The sequence below is a fragment of the Arthrobacter sp. ov407 genome (assembly GCF_900102895.1).
Lineage (GTDB): Bacteria > Actinomycetota > Actinomycetes > Actinomycetales > Micrococcaceae > Arthrobacter.
The window spans coordinates 165,775-179,952 of record NZ_FNGD01000007.1 but is presented as its reverse complement, the minus strand read 5'-3'; the positions used below and the strand labels follow the sequence as shown (position 1 = coordinate 179,952).

Genomic DNA, 14,178 nt, shown 5'->3' with positions numbered 1-14,178 from the left:
CGCAGTCACAACCGCAGCCGGCGCGCGTGCTGGTTTGGTCTGCGCGGCCCGAACCGGAAAACTAGAGGCATGCGCGCATATCCCACATTCTTCCGGCTGGCCTTCTCGTGGATGGACGCCGAACGCGCCCACAAGATCGGTTTCAAGGCCATCCGGCTCGCCCACAGCTGCGGTGCCGGGCGGCTGCTGCAGAAGTTCACCGCACCCGCGGCGTCCCTGCAGACCCAGGCGTTCGGCCTGACCTTCCCCTCACCGTTCGGGCTTGCGGCCGGCTTCGATAAGGAGGGTCACGGCATCGAAGCGCTCACCGAGCTCGGCTTCGGCCATGTGGAAGTCGGCACCATCACCGGTCAGGCCCAGCCCGGGAACCCGGCACCGCGGCTGTTCCGCCTCGTGGAAGACAGGGCCGTCATTAACCGCATGGGGTTCAACAACGACGGCGCCGCGGCGGTGGCCCCGCGCCTGAAGTCCGCACGTGCCGCCCTGCAGCGCCACCAGCCCGGCGTGCGGCCCGTGATCGGCGTGAACATCGGCAAGAGCAAGGTGGTTGGGCTCGAGGATGCGGTGTCCGATTACCTCATCAGCGCGCGCAGCCTGGCGCCGGCCGCCGACTACCTGGTGGTGAACGTCAGCTCGCCCAACACACCCGGCCTTCGGCTGTTGCAGGACGTGGAGACGCTGCGCCCGCTGCTGGCCGCAGTGGGCGAGGAGGCGGACAAGGCCGCGGGCCGCCACGTTCCCCTGCTGGTCAAGATCGCGCCCGACCTCAGCGATGAGGACATCGACGACGTCGCGCGTCTGGCGCTGGACCTTAAGCTGGACGGCATTATCGCCACAAACACCACGATCGCCCGCACCGGGCTCGTCTCCAGCCCGGACAAGGTTGAAGCGTGCGGGGCCGGAGGTCTTTCCGGAGCGCCGCTGAAGAAACGGTCCCTGGACGTCCTGGCGCGGCTCAAGTCCGTGACAGGCGGGGCCTTGACCCTAGTCTCGGTGGGCGGCGTCGAAACAGCGCAGGATGTGCAGGAACGGCTGGACGCCGGCGCCACCCTCGTCCAAGGCTACACGGCTTTCCTCTACGAGGGGCCCTTCTGGGCCGCCCGCATCAACCGGCTGCTGGCCATGCACCCGAGCCGGCGCTAGGCATCACGGGGCGATCATGCCCCGGAACGTCGGTTGCAAGCGCGAAGCCCCCGGCAGTTTGAACTGCCGGGGGCTTCGCGGTTGAAGAAGACTAGGAGGGAATGTCAGGCGGGGAACTCGCCGCGCTTGACCTGGGGCTTGGGCAGGCGCAGGCGGCGGAACTGAAGGGAGCGCATGGAGCCGTACCAGACGGTGCCGCGCTCAACCTCGCCGAACTTTTCGCCAAGGCGCTTCCTGAGTTTGCGGGAAAGGATGAAGACGTCCACGAAGACCGCGAGGAACATGACCCAGAAGCCGCCCAGGACGTAGACCATCTGTGCGCTGGAGGCCGGCACGAGCAGCGAGATGATGACGAACAGCAGGGCCCCGAACATGAGGTACTCGCCCAGGCTGAAGCGGGCATCGACGTAATCACGGGCGAAACGCTTCTGCGGACCCTTGTCGCGCAAGGGCAGGAACTTCTCGTCACCGCTGTCCATGGCCTGCCGCATCTTGACCCGCTGCTCCGCGACGGAGGCGCGCTCGGCCGCCTTGGAAGCCTTCCGGTCCTCCGGCACGAGGGGCCGCTTGCGGGCCGCCACCTGGGCGCTGCGCTTGGGCGTGGGTGCGCCCTTGCCGGTCACGGTGCCCCGGGCTGCTGCCTCGGCTGCCTGCTGGTCAACTACGTCCTGCGCCGATGGCGCTTCCTTTTTACGTCCAAACACCCCTAAAGAATACCCCGCAGACGCGGGCCCGAGACCCAGCCCACACGGCGCCGCCCCGGCGATGACGCTGTTTGTCGTGATCCAGCGCACGGGTAGTGTTTTCGCCATGACTTCATCAACCGCGGGGAACCCGCAGACCACCATGGAACACGACGGCACCATCGATGCCGAGGCCCTCCGCCAGGCCGTTGCCGAATCATTCGACAAAACGATCGGCCAGCTGACGGATCTTGTTGCCATTCCGGGCATCGCCTGGCCCAGCTTTGATCCTGCCCCGCTGAACCGCAGCGCCGACGCCGTCGCCGCGCTCGTGCGCGCCAGCGGTTTCGACGACGTCCGGATCCTCCGCTGCGACAAGGAAGACGGGACTCCCGGCGGGCCCGCCGTCGTCGCGCGCCGCCCGGCCGCCGAGGGCAAGCCGACAGTTCTGCTGTACGCCCACCACGATGTCCAGCCCACCGGTGACTTGGCGCTGTGGGAAACCGACCCCTTCACCGCCGTCGAACGCGACGGGCGGCTCTTCGGCCGCGGTGCCGCGGATGACAAGGCCGGCATCCTCGCCCACATCGCCGCCTATTCGGCCGTGACGCGCGTGCTCGGGGACGAACTGGGCCTGGGCGTGACGTTCTTCTTCGAGGGCGAAGAGGAGGCCGGCTCGCCAACGTTCCGGTCGTTCCTCGAGACGCACCGCGAACTCCTCCGCGCGGACGTGATCGTCGTGGCCGACTCCAGCAACTGGAAGGTGGGCATTCCGGCCCTGACCACCAGCCTGCGCGGCCTCGTGGACGGCACCATCGAGGTCAAGGTCCTGGACCACGCGGTGCATTCGGGCATGTTCGGCGGCCCGGTGCTCGACGCGCCGACCCTGCTGGCCCGCCTGATCGCGACCCTCCACGACGACGAGGGCAGCGTCGCGATCAAGGGCCTGGTGAGCCGCGATGACGTGGTGGTTGACCTCACCGAGGAGGAATACCGCACCGACGCCTCCGTGCTCGACGGCGTGAAGCTCGCCGGGACCGGCAGCATTGCCTCGCGCATGTGGACCAAGCCGGCACTGTCCATCATCGGGTTTGACGCCCCGGCAGTGGACGTAGCCTCCAACACGCTGCTGCCGCGGGCACGGGCCAAGTTCAGCCTGCGCCTGGCCCCCGGGCAGGACCCCGCAGCCGCCATGGATGCTGTCCGCAAGCACGTCGAGGACAATGCGCCGTTCGGCGCGCAGGTGGTGTTCACCCCGGGGGAGAGCGGCAACTCTTTCCTGACGGACACCAGCTCGAAGGCCGCGTCGGTGGCCATGTGGGCCCTGGGCGAGGCCTGGGGCGTACCGGCCGTCGAAATGGGGATCGGCGGCTCCATTCCGTTCATCGCGGACCTGACCGAGCTCTACCCGGACGTGCAGATCCTGGTCACCGGCGTCGAGGATCCCGATTCCCGCGCCCACAGCGCCAACGAATCGCTGCACCTGGGCGACTTCCGGAACGCGATCGTCGCCGAGGCCCTGCTGCTCGCGCGCCTCAACAACGAAGGTGCGCTCTAGCCGCCGGGCCACTCCGGCCCCGGGGAACATCCAGGCGTCTCACACGGTTACGTCAGAAGTTAGAGCTAGAAGGCTGCGCGAAGTAGCATGTAGCTATAGCCCATACCGTTTAAGTAGGGGCGGGCACCGTGCTAGCGGAGCCGCCACCACCGTTGCAAGAAGGTAGGCCATGAGCACTACAACCAATGAAAACAGCGCCGACACCACTGCCGCCCAGGCCGGCGAGCTGGCCACGCACGAGGTCAAGTTGACCGACGTCGCGGCAGGAAAGGTCCGCAGCCTCCTGGAGCAGGAAGGCCGCACCGATCTGCGCCTCCGCGTTGCCGTGCAGCCCGGCGGTTGCTCCGGCCTGATCTACCAGCTCTACTTCGACGAGCGGCTGCTCGACGGGGACGCGGTGCGCGACTACGACGGCGTGGAAGTCGTCGTCGACAAGATGAGTGTTCCTTACCTCAGCGGTGCCAGCATCGATTTCGAGGACACCATCGCCAAGCAGGGCTTCACGATCGACAACCCCAATGCCGGCGGGTCCTGCGCCTGCGGAGATTCTTTCCACTAGTTACTTCCACTAAGGCCGGGCATTTTGCCCGGCCTTAGTGGCGCAGGATCCTCAACGAGCGGCACCGGCAAAAAGCTCCCGACGCACGGTGCGGACATGTGGGCGAAAACTCCCGGGGAGCGGTAAGCTCTACACCGAGTAGTAAAACTTTTCGTTTGCCCTGCCCGTAATTTGCGGGGCAACAGCAACAAGTAGGAAGGGCCGTCTGTGAGTTCGCAGAACCGAACCGGCAGCCGACGCAAACAGATCACTACGATCACTGGCTTGGCACTAGCCGGCGCGTTGGCTTTGACTGGATGTTCACCAGAGGTAGAGAAGGGCTGGTTGCCCACCGAGCGTGGCACCACCAATCACGTTGACCTCATCATGGACCTCTGGGTCAACTCATGGATTGCCGCGCTGGTCGTCGGCATCATCACCTGGGGCCTGATGATCTGGTGCGTCGTCGCTTACCGCCGCCGCAAGGGCACCGTGGGCTTCCCGCGCCAGAACAGCTTCAACCTTCCGCTTGAAGTGTTCTACCTGACGATCCCGCTGTTCATGGTCCTGGTGTTCTTCTACTTCACCGACCGCGACACGGCGCAGATCGATGACCGCTCCAAGCCGGCCGACGTCGTCGTCGACGTCCGCGGCAAGCAGTGGGCATGGGACTTCAACTACAAGAAGGGCGACGTCGTCACCGAGGACGTCCACGAAGCAGGCGTCCAGGCGCACCTGACCGGTAACGACGTGGACAAGGAAAAGCTGCCCACCCTGTACCTGCCGGTCAATAAGTCGGTTGACCTCGAGCTCAACGCACGCGACGTCATCCACTCCTTCTGGGTTCCTGCCTTCCTGCAGAAGCGGGACATGATTCCCGGCAAGACCAACTTCATCCGGTTGACCCCCACCAGGGAGGGCACCTACGACGGCAAGTGCGCCGAACTGTGTGGCGAGTACCACTCCGAAATGCTGTTCCGCGTGAAGGTTGTCTCCGAGTCGGAGTTCCAGGCGCACATGAACCAACTGCGCCAGGACGGGAACACCGGCCTGCTCGGTGAAGAGTACGACCGCAACCCGGCCCCGGCCGAAACCAAGTAAGGCGAGCGACGTGGCAACTTACACTCAATCCGCCGGGATCCTCGAGGCTCCCGTAGTACCGAAGTCCAAGGGACGCATCGTCGTCAACTGGATCACCTCGACCGACCACAAAACGATCGGGTACATGTACCTGATCGCGTCGTTCATCTTCTTCTGCTTCGGCGGCATCATGGCGCTGCTGATCCGTGCCGAGCTCTTTGAGCCCGGCATGCAGATCCTGCAGACCAAGGAGCAGTACAACCAGCTGTTCACCATGCACGGCACCGTGATGCTCCTGATGTTCGCGACGCCGCTGTTCGCCGGCTTCACCAACGTCATCATGCCGCTGCAGATCGGTGCCCCCGACGTCGCGTTCCCGCGACTGAACGCACTGGCCTTCTGGTTCTTCCTCTTCGGCTCCACGATTGCCGTGTCCGGCTTCATCACCCCGCAGGGTGCCGCGTCCTTCGGCTGGTTCGCTTACGCGCCGCTGTCCAACACGACGTTCAGCCCCGGCGTGGGCGGTGACCTCTGGGTCTTCGGCCTGGCGCTCTCCGGCTTCGGCACCATCCTTGGCGCGGTCAACTTCATCACCACCATCATCTGCATGCGCGCCCCGGGCATGACCATGTGGCGGATGCCGATCTTCACCTGGAACGCCCTCGTGACGTCCATCCTGGTGCTGATGGCCTTCCCGCCGCTGGCAGCCGCGCTGTTTGCCCTCGGTGCCGACCGCCGCTTTGGTGCACACATCTTCGATCCTGAGAACGGCGGCGCCGTCCTCTGGCAGCACCTGTTCTGGTTCTTCGGCCACCCCGAGGTCTACATCATCGCGCTGCCGTTCTTCGGCATCGTCTCTGAGATTTTCCCGGTCTTCAGCCGCAAGCCGATCTTCGGCTACAAGGGCCTGGTCTACGCGACGATCTCCATCGCCGCCCTGTCCGTGACCGTGTGGGCACACCACATGTACGTCACCGGCTCGGTCCTGCTGCCGTTCTTCTCCTTCATGACGATGCTCATCGCTGTTCCGACCGGCGTGAAGTTCTTCAACTGGATCGGCACCATGTGGCGCGGTTCCATCACCTTTGAGACCCCCATGCTGTGGAGCATCGGCTTCCTGGCGACGTTCCTCTTCGGCGGCCTCACCGGCATCATCCTGGCCTCGCCGCCGCTGGACTTCCACGTCTCGGACTCCTACTTCGTGGTGGCGCACTTCCACTACGTGGTCTTCGGTACCGTCGTCTTCGCCATGTTCGCCGGCTTCTACTTCTGGTGGCCCAAGTGGACCGGCAAGATGCTCAACGAGCGCCTCGGCAAGATCCACTTCTGGATGCTGTTCCTCGGCTTCCACGGCACCTTCCTGATCCAGCACTGGCTCGGCGTCGAGGGCATGCCCCGCCGCTACGCCGACTACATGCCGCAGGATGGATTCACCTGGATGAACCAGTTCTCCACCATCGCCTCATTCGTCCTCGGCGCCTCGCTGATTCCGTTCTTCTGGAACGTCTACATCACCTGGCGCAGCAACGAGCGTGTGGAAGTTGATGACCCGTGGGGCTTCGGTGCCTCGCTCGAGTGGGCCACGTCCTGCCCGCCGCCGCGCCACAACTTCACGTCCCTGCCCCGCATCCGCTCCGAGCGTCCCGCCCTGGACCTGCACCACCCGGAGCTCTCCCAGTCCTACACCGCGGATTCGCCTGCTCCGGCAGCAGCGGCTCTCGGTAACGCCGACCAGAAGGACACCGCCAAGTGAAAATCGAATCAAGGATCTTTGGCTTCGGCGTCTTCTTCTTCGTACCGGTGGCGTTCATCTACGGCTACCTGACTAACTGGACCGAATGGGTGGGCGCGCTGGCCATCCTGCTGGTCGGTGGTCTGGCCGGCATGATCGGCGCCTACCTCGGCTTCACCGGCCGGCGCGTGGGCATGCGCCCCGAGGACCGCAACGACGCTGAAATCCACGAAGGCGCCGGCGAGCAGGGACACTTCAGCCCCTGGAGCTGGTGGCCGCTGATGCTCGGCATGTCCTGCGCCACCGGGTTCCTCGGCCTGGCCGTGGGCTGGTGGATCGTCTTCATCGCCGGCGGAATGGCAGTAGTCGCCCTGGTCGGCTGGGTCTACGAGTACAGCCGCGGTGACCACGCGCACTAGCGTCCACCCGGACACAAAGTTCAGATAGCACGACGGCGGGCCCCACCACTGGTGGGGCCCGCCGTCGTTTGTGCCTACGGACTGGGTGTGGCGCGCCTGCGCGCGCCTAGCATGCCTTTAGTGCGGGCTTGAGGGCCTCAGGCGGCCGCTGCTGACTCCAGGAGGATCCGGAGTTCCTCCAGCGCACTCTCGGCCTCCGCGAGGCTACAGGAGGCCGGCAAGGCCTCCGCTGCGACGGTCAACTCCACTTCGCAGCCACACTCGAAGTCCTCGGTCATGACCTCCAGCAGCGAACGGGCGTCGACGCCTGGCCTGCCGTCCTTGCTGATGGTCACCGGGAGGCCGGTGGCGGTGACGGCCCGGACAAATACTGCGGCCGGCCGGGCGTGGAGGCCGATGGCGGCCGTGACGATTGCCTTGCGAGCTGGCAACGGGACTCCCTCATGCTGGTGTTGGTTCTTCAAGGGTAGCCGCGGGGGAGGGGCCGGGACGACTTGAGTCGGCCTGTGGTCTAGACCTGCCAGGCCGCGGGCTTACCCTTGAGATATGAGTGTTTTTCCCGCGCCGGGCCGCAATCGGAGACTGAACCATGGCGTCGTCTAACGCGGCCAAGATGACCGGCGAGATCGACCGTCAGAGCGGGGTGCCGATCTACGTGCAGCTACGGGAAATCCTTCGGGCGCACATCAATGCCGCCTGCCCGCCGGGATCCGCGCTGCCGTCCGAGCGTGAGCTCGCCCAGCGCTTCGGCCTTGCCCGGATGACCGTCCGCCAGGCCATCGACGCCCTCGTGGGCGAGGAGGTCATTGAGCGCGTCGTGGGGCTGGGCACATTTGTGCGCAAACCCAAACTGGATCTCCAGGTCAAGCTGACCTCCTACAGCGAAGAGATGCAGCGCCGCGGCATGGTCCCGGCCGCCAAGGTCCTGAGCTTCGAGCAGATAAGCGCCAGCGCCTTCCTGGCCCGTGAGCTCCAGCTGGAGGAGGGGACACCCCTGGTCCGGTTCCGGCGCCTCCTGCTGGCCGACAACGAGCCAATGAGCGTGGACGAGAACTTCATCCCGGCCCACCGGGTCCCCGGCCTGCTGGACGGCGAGCCGCCCACATCCCTTTACAACGTGCTGAGCGAACGCTACGGGCTGGTGATGGAATGGGGCGAGGACATGATCGAGGCGACGGCCGCATCGCCGTCCACGGCCCGGCTGCTGAATGTCGAGGTCGGAACTCCGTTGCTGAAGATCCAGCGCCACGCGTTTGTGGCCCGCGCCATGGTGGACTACTCCGTGTCCTACTACCGGGCTGACCGCTACAAGCTCTGGGTGCCCCTCCAGCGCCCCGGCGTCCGGCCCACGCGCAACTACGCCTCGGGGTACCGCCCGTAGCTGTTGTTCGTCTGGCTACATATACAGAGGAAGGCCGGTCCCCTTGGGGACCGGCCTTCCTCTGTATTCCTTGCTGCTGCCTAGTGGCTCAGCGTCTTCTGAGACTCTGCCGCTTCGACGGCCTCGTGGACGCCGTGGTGGCCGTGAGCGGCCTCCAGCTCTGCCGGGGAGGCCGGGGCAACCCGGTCCTCGAAGAACCAGCGGGACAGCTTCGCGCGGAGCTTTTCCTTGCGGTCTACGACGCCGTGGTCGTTCGGCACCGCGGGCAGCGGGGCCGGCGACTCGAAGCCGACCAGCATGTAGCGCTTGTATTCGTCCAGCGGGGCGTGGACCTCAATGAACTCTCCGTGCGGCAGGCGCACGATGCGGCCGGTTTCACGGCCGTGGAGGGCGATCTCGCGGTCCTTGCGCTGGAGCGCCAGGGCGACGCGCTTCGTGACGATGAACGCGATAACCGGTCCGATGAAGAACAGCGCGCGCAGCCAGTAGGTCACATCGTTCAGGGCCACGTGGAAGTGGGTGGCGATGAGGTCGGAGCCTGCCGCGGCCCACATAACGCAGTACCAGACGAAACCGGCCATGCCGATCGCCGTGCGGGTAGGAGCATTGCGGGGACGGTCCAGAACGTGGTGCTCGCGGTTGTCCTTGGTGATCCAGCGTTCAATCCACGGGTAGGCGAACATGACGGTGAAAAGGATGCCCGCGGGGACCAGGGCCGGCAGCAGCACGTTGAACGTGAACATGTGGCCGAACCAAATCTGTTCGACCTTCCAGTCACCGATCGTGCCCGGCATCAGGCGCAGGGCGCCGTCAACGAAGCCGATGTACCAGTCAGGCTGAGTGCCTGCCGAAACCGGCGAGGGGTCGTACGGGCCGTAGTTCCAGATCGGGTTGATGGTGAAGAACGCCGCCATGATGGCAACGACACCGAACACGATGAAGAAGAAGCCGCCAGCCTTCGCCGCGTAGACCGGTCCCAAGGGGTAGCCCACGACGTTCCCGTCATTGCGGCCGGGGCCGGGGTACTGCGTGTGCTTGTGCACAACCACCATGAAGAGGTGCATCACGATCATCAGCAGGATGAGCGCGGGAACCAGGAGGATGTGGAGCGTGTAGAGGCGGCTGATGATCATGGTGCCCGGGAATTCGCCACCGAAGAGGAAGAACGAGATGTACGTGCCGACGACCGGGATGGACTTGATGACGCCGTCGATGATGCGCAGGCCGTTACCGGAGAGCAAGTCGTCGGGGAGCGAGTAGCCGGTGAAGCCAGCAGCCATGGACAGGATCAGCAGGACGCTGCCCACCACCCAGTTCAGCTCGCGGGGCTTACGGAACGCGCCGGTGAAGAACACGCGGAGCATGTGCACGGACACGGAGGCGACGAACAGCAGGGCCGACCAGTGGTGCACCTGGCGCATGAACATGCCACCGCGGACATCGAAGGAGATGTCCAGTGAGGAGCTGTACGCCACGGACATTTCAACGTTCGTCAGCGGCGTGTAGGAGCCCGCGTAGTGCGTCTCGGCCATGGACGGATCGAAGAAGAAGGTCAGGAACGTGCCCGAGAGCAGCAGGATGACGAAGGAGTAGAGCGCCACTTCGCCGAACATGAACGACCAGTGGTCCGGGAAGACCTTCCGGCCGAATTCACGGAGGATTCCGGAGCCGCCGACACGCTGGTCGACGAAGTCCGTGATGCGGCCGCCAGTAGTCTTTGCGGCGAAGACGGGGGCATCAGGAGTTAGGGATGAGGACATGCTGCTCACGCTCCCAGTAAGTCGGTCCAACGGGTTCATGGAAGTCGCTCGTGGCAACCAAGTAGCCTTCGGAGTCCACAGCGATAGGCAGCTGGGGGAGAGGACGGCTGGCCGGACCGAAGATAACCTTGCATTGCTGGGTCAGGTCGAAGGTTGACTGGTGGCACGGGCACAGCAGGTGGTGGGTCTGTTGCTCGTACAGGGCAACAGGGCAACCGACGTGGGTGCAGATCTTGGAGTAGGCAACGATTCCGTTGTAGGCCCAGTCCGCGCGTTCGGGGGAGGGGTGGAGCTCCTCCGGGTTCAGGCGCATGAGCAGGACAACAGACTTTGCCTTCTCGTTCAGCTTGCCTTCGGTCAGCTCGTTCAGCCCTTCCGGGATGACGTGGAAAGCAGAGCCGATGGTGACGTCCGCGGCCTTGATGGGGGTGCCATCGGGGTCGCGGGCTAGGCGCTTCAGCTTTCCGTCCGGGCCCGGCGCCCACATGGTGTGGGCCAGCGTGTTGTCCGGCCGGGGACCGAGGTCACCGAAGATGGCCAGGGCCGGCAGCGGCGCGAGGGCGACGGCGCCGAGCAGGGTGTTGCGGATCAGCGGCCGGCGCTTGATGCCGGTTTCTTCCACAATGTCGTCGACGATCCGGACGGCAGCCTGGCGGTCGTCCTCGGTGCGGATTGCGTGGCGCTCTTCCGAGACCTCGTGGTCCGGCATGAGGGCCTTGGCCCAGTGGACGATGCCGGTGCCGATGCCGAGCATCGCAAACGCGGTGCCGGTGCCGAGCAATGCGTTCTGGAGGCGGATCGTGGCGATCGAGGAATCATTCCCCAGATCGATCGCGAAGTACGACACCAGGAATATCAGGGTGCCAACGACCGAGATACCGAACAGAAGGGCTACCTGCCGTTCTGCTTTCTTTGCGGCCCTCGGGTCCGTGTCAGCCAGGCGCAAACGGTGCGGGGGAATTCCAGGATCCTGGAACTTCTCCACCTCATTCTGACCAGCCGTAGCTACGGTGCCCGAGTGGCTCGGACTGCCGTCACTATGGTTGCCCATAATTCGCCTCATCCTTCTCTCGTCTCGGCATGTGCCGAGTTAGGTTTCAATTCAAACTGCTGACGGGTCAGCAGAAAATTCTTACAGGTGCAAGGTCCGCTTAGGAGGTGCGGGATGTGAGCCAGATCGTGAACGCAATGATGACGCCCAAGCCGGCAATCCAGACAAAGAGACCTTCGGAAACCGGTCCCAAAGCTCCAAGATCGGCACCGCCGGGTGAACCGTTGGCCTCGATCTGCTTCAGGAAGGTGATGATGTCGCGTTTTCCCTCGGGGGAGATGTTCGCGTCATTAAAGACCGGCATGTTCTGGGGGCCGGTAACCATGGCTTCGTAGATGTGCTGGCCGGAGACGCCCGCGAGGGCCGGGGCGAACTTGCCCCGGGTGAGGGCGCCGCCGGCAGCGGCAGCGTTGTGGCACATGGCGCAGTTGGTGCGGAAGAGCTCTCCACCCTTGGCTGCGTCGCCCTTCTCACCGAGAACGCCAGCTTCGGGAATGGCCGGGCCAGGACCCAGCGAGGCAACGTAAGCAGCCATCTGCTTGGTCTGTTCCTCGTTGAACTGGGCGGGCTTCTGTTGGGCCTGCGGGCCGTTCATCTCCATGGGCATGCGGCCGGTGGCTACCTGGAAGTCAACAGCGGCGGCGCCGACGCCAACAAGGGACGGCCCGGACTGGGAGCCGCTGGCACCCATGCCGTGGCAGGTGGCGCAGTTGGCGGCGAACAGCTTGCCGCCTTCCTCTACGTCGCTTGCGCTGTAGGTGGTGGTGTCCGCCTTGGCCTGGTTGACGGTGGTGGCAACGGCGTACAGCCCACCCGTGACCAAGAGGCCCATCAGCAGCAGCGCAATTGCTGCCAGTGGGTGACGTCGCTTTTGCGAGAGTGCCTTCACGTGGTGGTTCCTTTATTCGATCCTGCGGTGGCTCCGGGAGCCGCTTCTTGAAATTCTGCCTCTTGTAGAAAAAGAGTCAAGGCTGGACTACTTGAGGACGTAGATGACCAGGAAGAGGCCAATCCAGACGACGTCCACGAAGTGCCAGTAGTACGAGGTGACGATGGCCGAGGTTGCCTCAAAGTGTCCGAACTTCTTTGCGGCGAAGGAGCGGCCCATGATGAGCAGGAAGGCAATCAGACCGCCGATGACGTGCAGGCCATGGAAGCCCGTCGTGATGTAGAAGGCTGAACCGTAGGCGTTGGAGGACAGCGTGACATGCTCGGAAACGAGCATGGAGTACTCCGTCGTCTGGCCGGCGACGAAGAAGGCACCCATGAGGAACGTCAGGATGAACCATCCGTTCATCCCCCACTGGGTGAAGCTGAAGACTCCGCCGGTCCGGCGCGGTTGGAGCCGCTCGGCAGCGAAGACGCCCATCTGGCAAGTAAAGGAACTTGCCACGAGGACGATCGTGTTAACGAGCGCAAAGGGGAAGTTGAGCTTGGCTGTCTCTTCGGCCCACATCAGTCCGGAAGTTGAACGGAGTGTGAAGTACATGGCGAAGAGACCGGCGAAGAACATCAACTCACTGGACAGCCACACAACGGTTCCAACAGAAACCATGTTCGGGCGGTTCAGCGTCGGGTGCGCCGGGGTACTGGGGGCATGGGTCGCAGATGTCACATAGACATTATGTCTATAAAAGTCCGTCCTGCCCAACGCAAACCGCGTTTTCGGAGGACTTTTTCTACAAAGACGCGAATTCGCGCGGAAAAGTTCCCGGAGGGGTTCACATTGGTCTTTGCGGGGCCGACCTCGATAGCATCGGGAGGTGACTTCACAGGCATCTGCAGAGGCGGCAGGCAACACCTGGCCGCGGCTCATCAACGCGCTCATCAGCGGCGCCGACCTCACTGCCGGGAGCACTGAGTGGGCCATGAACTCCATCATGTCCGGCGAAGCGACGCCGGCGCAGGTGGCGGGATTCCTGGTGGCGCTGCGCTCCAAGGGTGAGACCGTGGATGAGCTGGCTGGCCTGGTGGAAGCGATGATCTCCAACGCCAACCCCATTGACATTGCCGGTGAGAAGCTGGACATCGTCGGCACCGGTGGCGATCAGCAGAACACGGTCAACATCTCCACGATGGCCGCCCTTATCGCCGCCGGCGCGGGTGCCAGGGTAGTCAAGCACGGCAACCGAGCGTCGTCGTCCTCTTCCGGATCCGCCGATGTCCTGGAGGCCCTAGGCGTCAGACTGGATCTTCCGATTCCCCGGGTGGCGCTCAACGCCGAGGAGGCGGGAATCACGTTTTGCTTCGCCCAGGTGTTCCACCCCTCGATGCGGCATGCCGCCGTCGCCCGCCGCGAGCTCGGCGTTCCGACGGCGTTCAACTTCCTGGGCCCCATGGTCAACCCGGCACATGTCCAGGCCTCGGCCGTGGGCGTCGCCAACGAGCAGATGGCCCCCCTGGTGGCCGGAGTGCTGGCCAAGCGCGGCAGTCGCGGCTTGGTTTTCCGCGGAAATGACGGCCTGGATGAGCTCACCACGACCGGCCCGTCGCGGGTGTGGGAGATCCGCAATGGTGAGGTCACCGAAGAGATGTTTGATCCGCGCGGCCTCGGCATCCGGACGGCCACGCTGGAGGAACTGCGCGGCGGTGACGCGGTGGCCAATGCCGCCGTCGTCCGGGCTGTCCTTGGCGGCGCGCCGGGGCCGGCCCGCGATGCGGCGTTGCTCAACGCCGCGGCCGGGCTGGTGGCGTTCGACCTCGACGCTGTGGGTCCGCTGGCGGAGCGCATGGCCGGCGCGTTCAAGCGCGCCGAGCAGTCCATTGAATCCGGTGCCGCGGCCGCGGTGCTGGACAGGTGGGTCGCCCTGTCGCAAACCGCCTAAAAGCGCCG

The 14,178-nt window shown here is 64.8% G+C and carries 14 protein-coding genes; 8 read left to right on the top strand and 6 right to left on the bottom strand.

Going from position 1 to position 14,178, the window contains the following annotated elements:
- Positions 1-69: 69 nt before the first annotated feature.
- The gene (locus tag BLS42_RS11145) at positions 70-1,143 is read left to right on the top strand and encodes a quinone-dependent dihydroorotate dehydrogenase (RefSeq protein ID WP_090580940.1); all 1,074 of its coding nucleotides are present in this window, start codon (positions 70-72) and stop codon (positions 1,141-1,143) included.
- Positions 1,144-1,247: 104 nt separating this feature from the next.
- Here BLS42_RS11145 and BLS42_RS11140 read toward each other — a convergent pair whose 3' ends face one another.
- Positions 1,248-1,847 carry a DUF3043 domain-containing protein gene (locus BLS42_RS11140; RefSeq protein ID WP_090580937.1) on the bottom strand — a complete coding sequence of 200 codons (600 nt, stop codon included), beginning with the start codon at positions 1,845-1,847 and terminating at the stop codon, positions 1,248-1,250.
- Positions 1,848-1,953: 106 nt separating this feature from the next.
- Here BLS42_RS11140 and BLS42_RS11135 point away from each other — a divergent pair, with 106 nt between their 5' ends.
- The 5 genes from BLS42_RS11135 (at position 1,954) to BLS42_RS11115 (ending at position 7,153) form a co-directional block, all read left to right on the top strand.
- Entirely contained in the window at positions 1,954-3,384 is a 1,431-nt protein-coding gene (locus BLS42_RS11135) for a dipeptidase (RefSeq protein WP_176803360.1), read from the top strand.
- A gap of 169 nt (positions 3,385-3,553) precedes the next feature.
- The gene (locus tag BLS42_RS11130; RefSeq protein ID WP_090580934.1) at positions 3,554-3,943 is read left to right on the top strand and encodes a HesB/IscA family protein; all 390 of its coding nucleotides are present in this window, start codon (positions 3,554-3,556) and stop codon (positions 3,941-3,943) included.
- A gap of 207 nt (positions 3,944-4,150) precedes the next feature.
- A complete protein-coding gene (coxB, locus tag BLS42_RS11125; protein WP_090580931.1) occupies positions 4,151-5,023 on the top strand; it encodes an aa3-type cytochrome oxidase subunit II in 873 nt (290 codons plus the stop codon).
- 10 nt (positions 5,024-5,033) lie between these two features.
- The gene (gene ctaD / locus BLS42_RS11120) at positions 5,034-6,755 is read left to right on the top strand and encodes an aa3-type cytochrome oxidase subunit I (RefSeq protein ID WP_090580928.1); all 1,722 of its coding nucleotides are present in this window, start codon (positions 5,034-5,036) and stop codon (positions 6,753-6,755) included.
- Positions 6,752-7,153, top strand: a complete 402-nt coding sequence (locus tag BLS42_RS11115) for a cytochrome c oxidase subunit 4 (RefSeq protein ID WP_090580925.1) — start codon at positions 6,752-6,754, stop codon at positions 7,151-7,153. Before ctaD ends, BLS42_RS11115 begins: the two co-directional genes overlap by 4 nt.
- 137 nt (positions 7,154-7,290) lie before the next feature.
- On the opposite strand, the gene BLS42_RS11110 is transcribed toward BLS42_RS11115, so the two are convergent.
- Positions 7,291-7,584 (bottom strand): HPr family phosphocarrier protein, encoded by a 294-nt coding sequence (locus tag BLS42_RS11110; RefSeq protein WP_090580922.1) that lies wholly within the window; start codon positions 7,582-7,584, stop codon positions 7,291-7,293.
- Between the two features lie 158 nt (positions 7,585-7,742).
- Between BLS42_RS11110 and BLS42_RS11105 the strand changes: the two genes are divergently transcribed.
- On the top strand, positions 7,743-8,534 hold the full coding sequence (locus BLS42_RS11105; protein WP_090580919.1) for a GntR family transcriptional regulator: 792 nt from the start codon (positions 7,743-7,745) through the stop codon (positions 8,532-8,534).
- 80 nt (positions 8,535-8,614) lie between these two features.
- Here BLS42_RS11105 and BLS42_RS11100 read toward each other — a convergent pair whose 3' ends face one another.
- From BLS42_RS11100 to BLS42_RS11085, 4 genes are all read right to left on the bottom strand, one after another.
- Positions 8,615-10,294 (bottom strand): cytochrome bc1 complex cytochrome b subunit, encoded by a 1,680-nt coding sequence (locus BLS42_RS11100; protein WP_090580915.1) that lies wholly within the window; start codon positions 10,292-10,294, stop codon positions 8,615-8,617.
- On the bottom strand, positions 10,272-11,345 hold the full coding sequence (locus BLS42_RS11095; RefSeq protein ID WP_090580912.1) for a cytochrome bc1 complex Rieske iron-sulfur subunit: 1,074 nt from the start codon (positions 11,343-11,345) through the stop codon (positions 10,272-10,274). The genes BLS42_RS11100 and BLS42_RS11095 overlap by 23 nt, the downstream gene beginning before the upstream one ends.
- A 100-nt stretch (positions 11,346-11,445) precedes the next feature.
- On the bottom strand, positions 11,446-12,234 hold the full coding sequence (locus tag BLS42_RS11090) for a cytochrome bc1 complex diheme cytochrome c subunit (protein WP_090580909.1): 789 nt from the start codon (positions 12,232-12,234) through the stop codon (positions 11,446-11,448).
- 87 nt (positions 12,235-12,321) lie between these two features.
- A complete protein-coding gene (locus BLS42_RS11085; RefSeq protein ID WP_371129559.1) occupies positions 12,322-12,996 on the bottom strand; it encodes an aa3-type cytochrome oxidase subunit III in 675 nt (224 codons plus the stop codon).
- 112 nt (positions 12,997-13,108) lie between these two features.
- Here BLS42_RS11085 and trpD point away from each other — a divergent pair, with 112 nt between their 5' ends.
- Positions 13,109-14,170, top strand: coding sequence for an anthranilate phosphoribosyltransferase (gene trpD, locus BLS42_RS11080; RefSeq protein ID WP_090580903.1), 1,062 nt, complete (start codon positions 13,109-13,111; stop codon positions 14,168-14,170).
- The last annotated feature ends 8 nt before the right edge of the window (positions 14,171-14,178 follow it).

Excerpts from the sequence above, each read along its gene's own strand:
- BLS42_RS11145 (WP_090580940.1), top strand. The coding sequence starts at position 70 with ATGCGCGCATATCCCACATTCTTCCGGCTGGCCTTCTCGTGGATGGAC.
- BLS42_RS11135 (WP_176803360.1), top strand. The coding sequence starts at position 1,954 with ATGACTTCATCAACCGCGGGGAACCCGCAGACCACCATGGAACACGAC.
- BLS42_RS11130 (WP_090580934.1), top strand. The coding sequence starts at position 3,554 with ATGAGCACTACAACCAATGAAAACAGCGCCGACACCACTGCCGCCCAG.
- BLS42_RS11105 (WP_090580919.1), top strand. The coding sequence starts at position 7,743 with ATGGCGTCGTCTAACGCGGCCAAGATGACCGGCGAGATCGACCGTCAG.
- BLS42_RS11100 (WP_090580915.1), bottom strand. The coding sequence starts at position 10,294 with ATGTCCTCATCCCTAACTCCTGATGCCCCCGTCTTCGCCGCAAAGACT.
- BLS42_RS11095 (WP_090580912.1), bottom strand. The coding sequence starts at position 11,345 with ATGGGCAACCATAGTGACGGCAGTCCGAGCCACTCGGGCACCGTAGCT.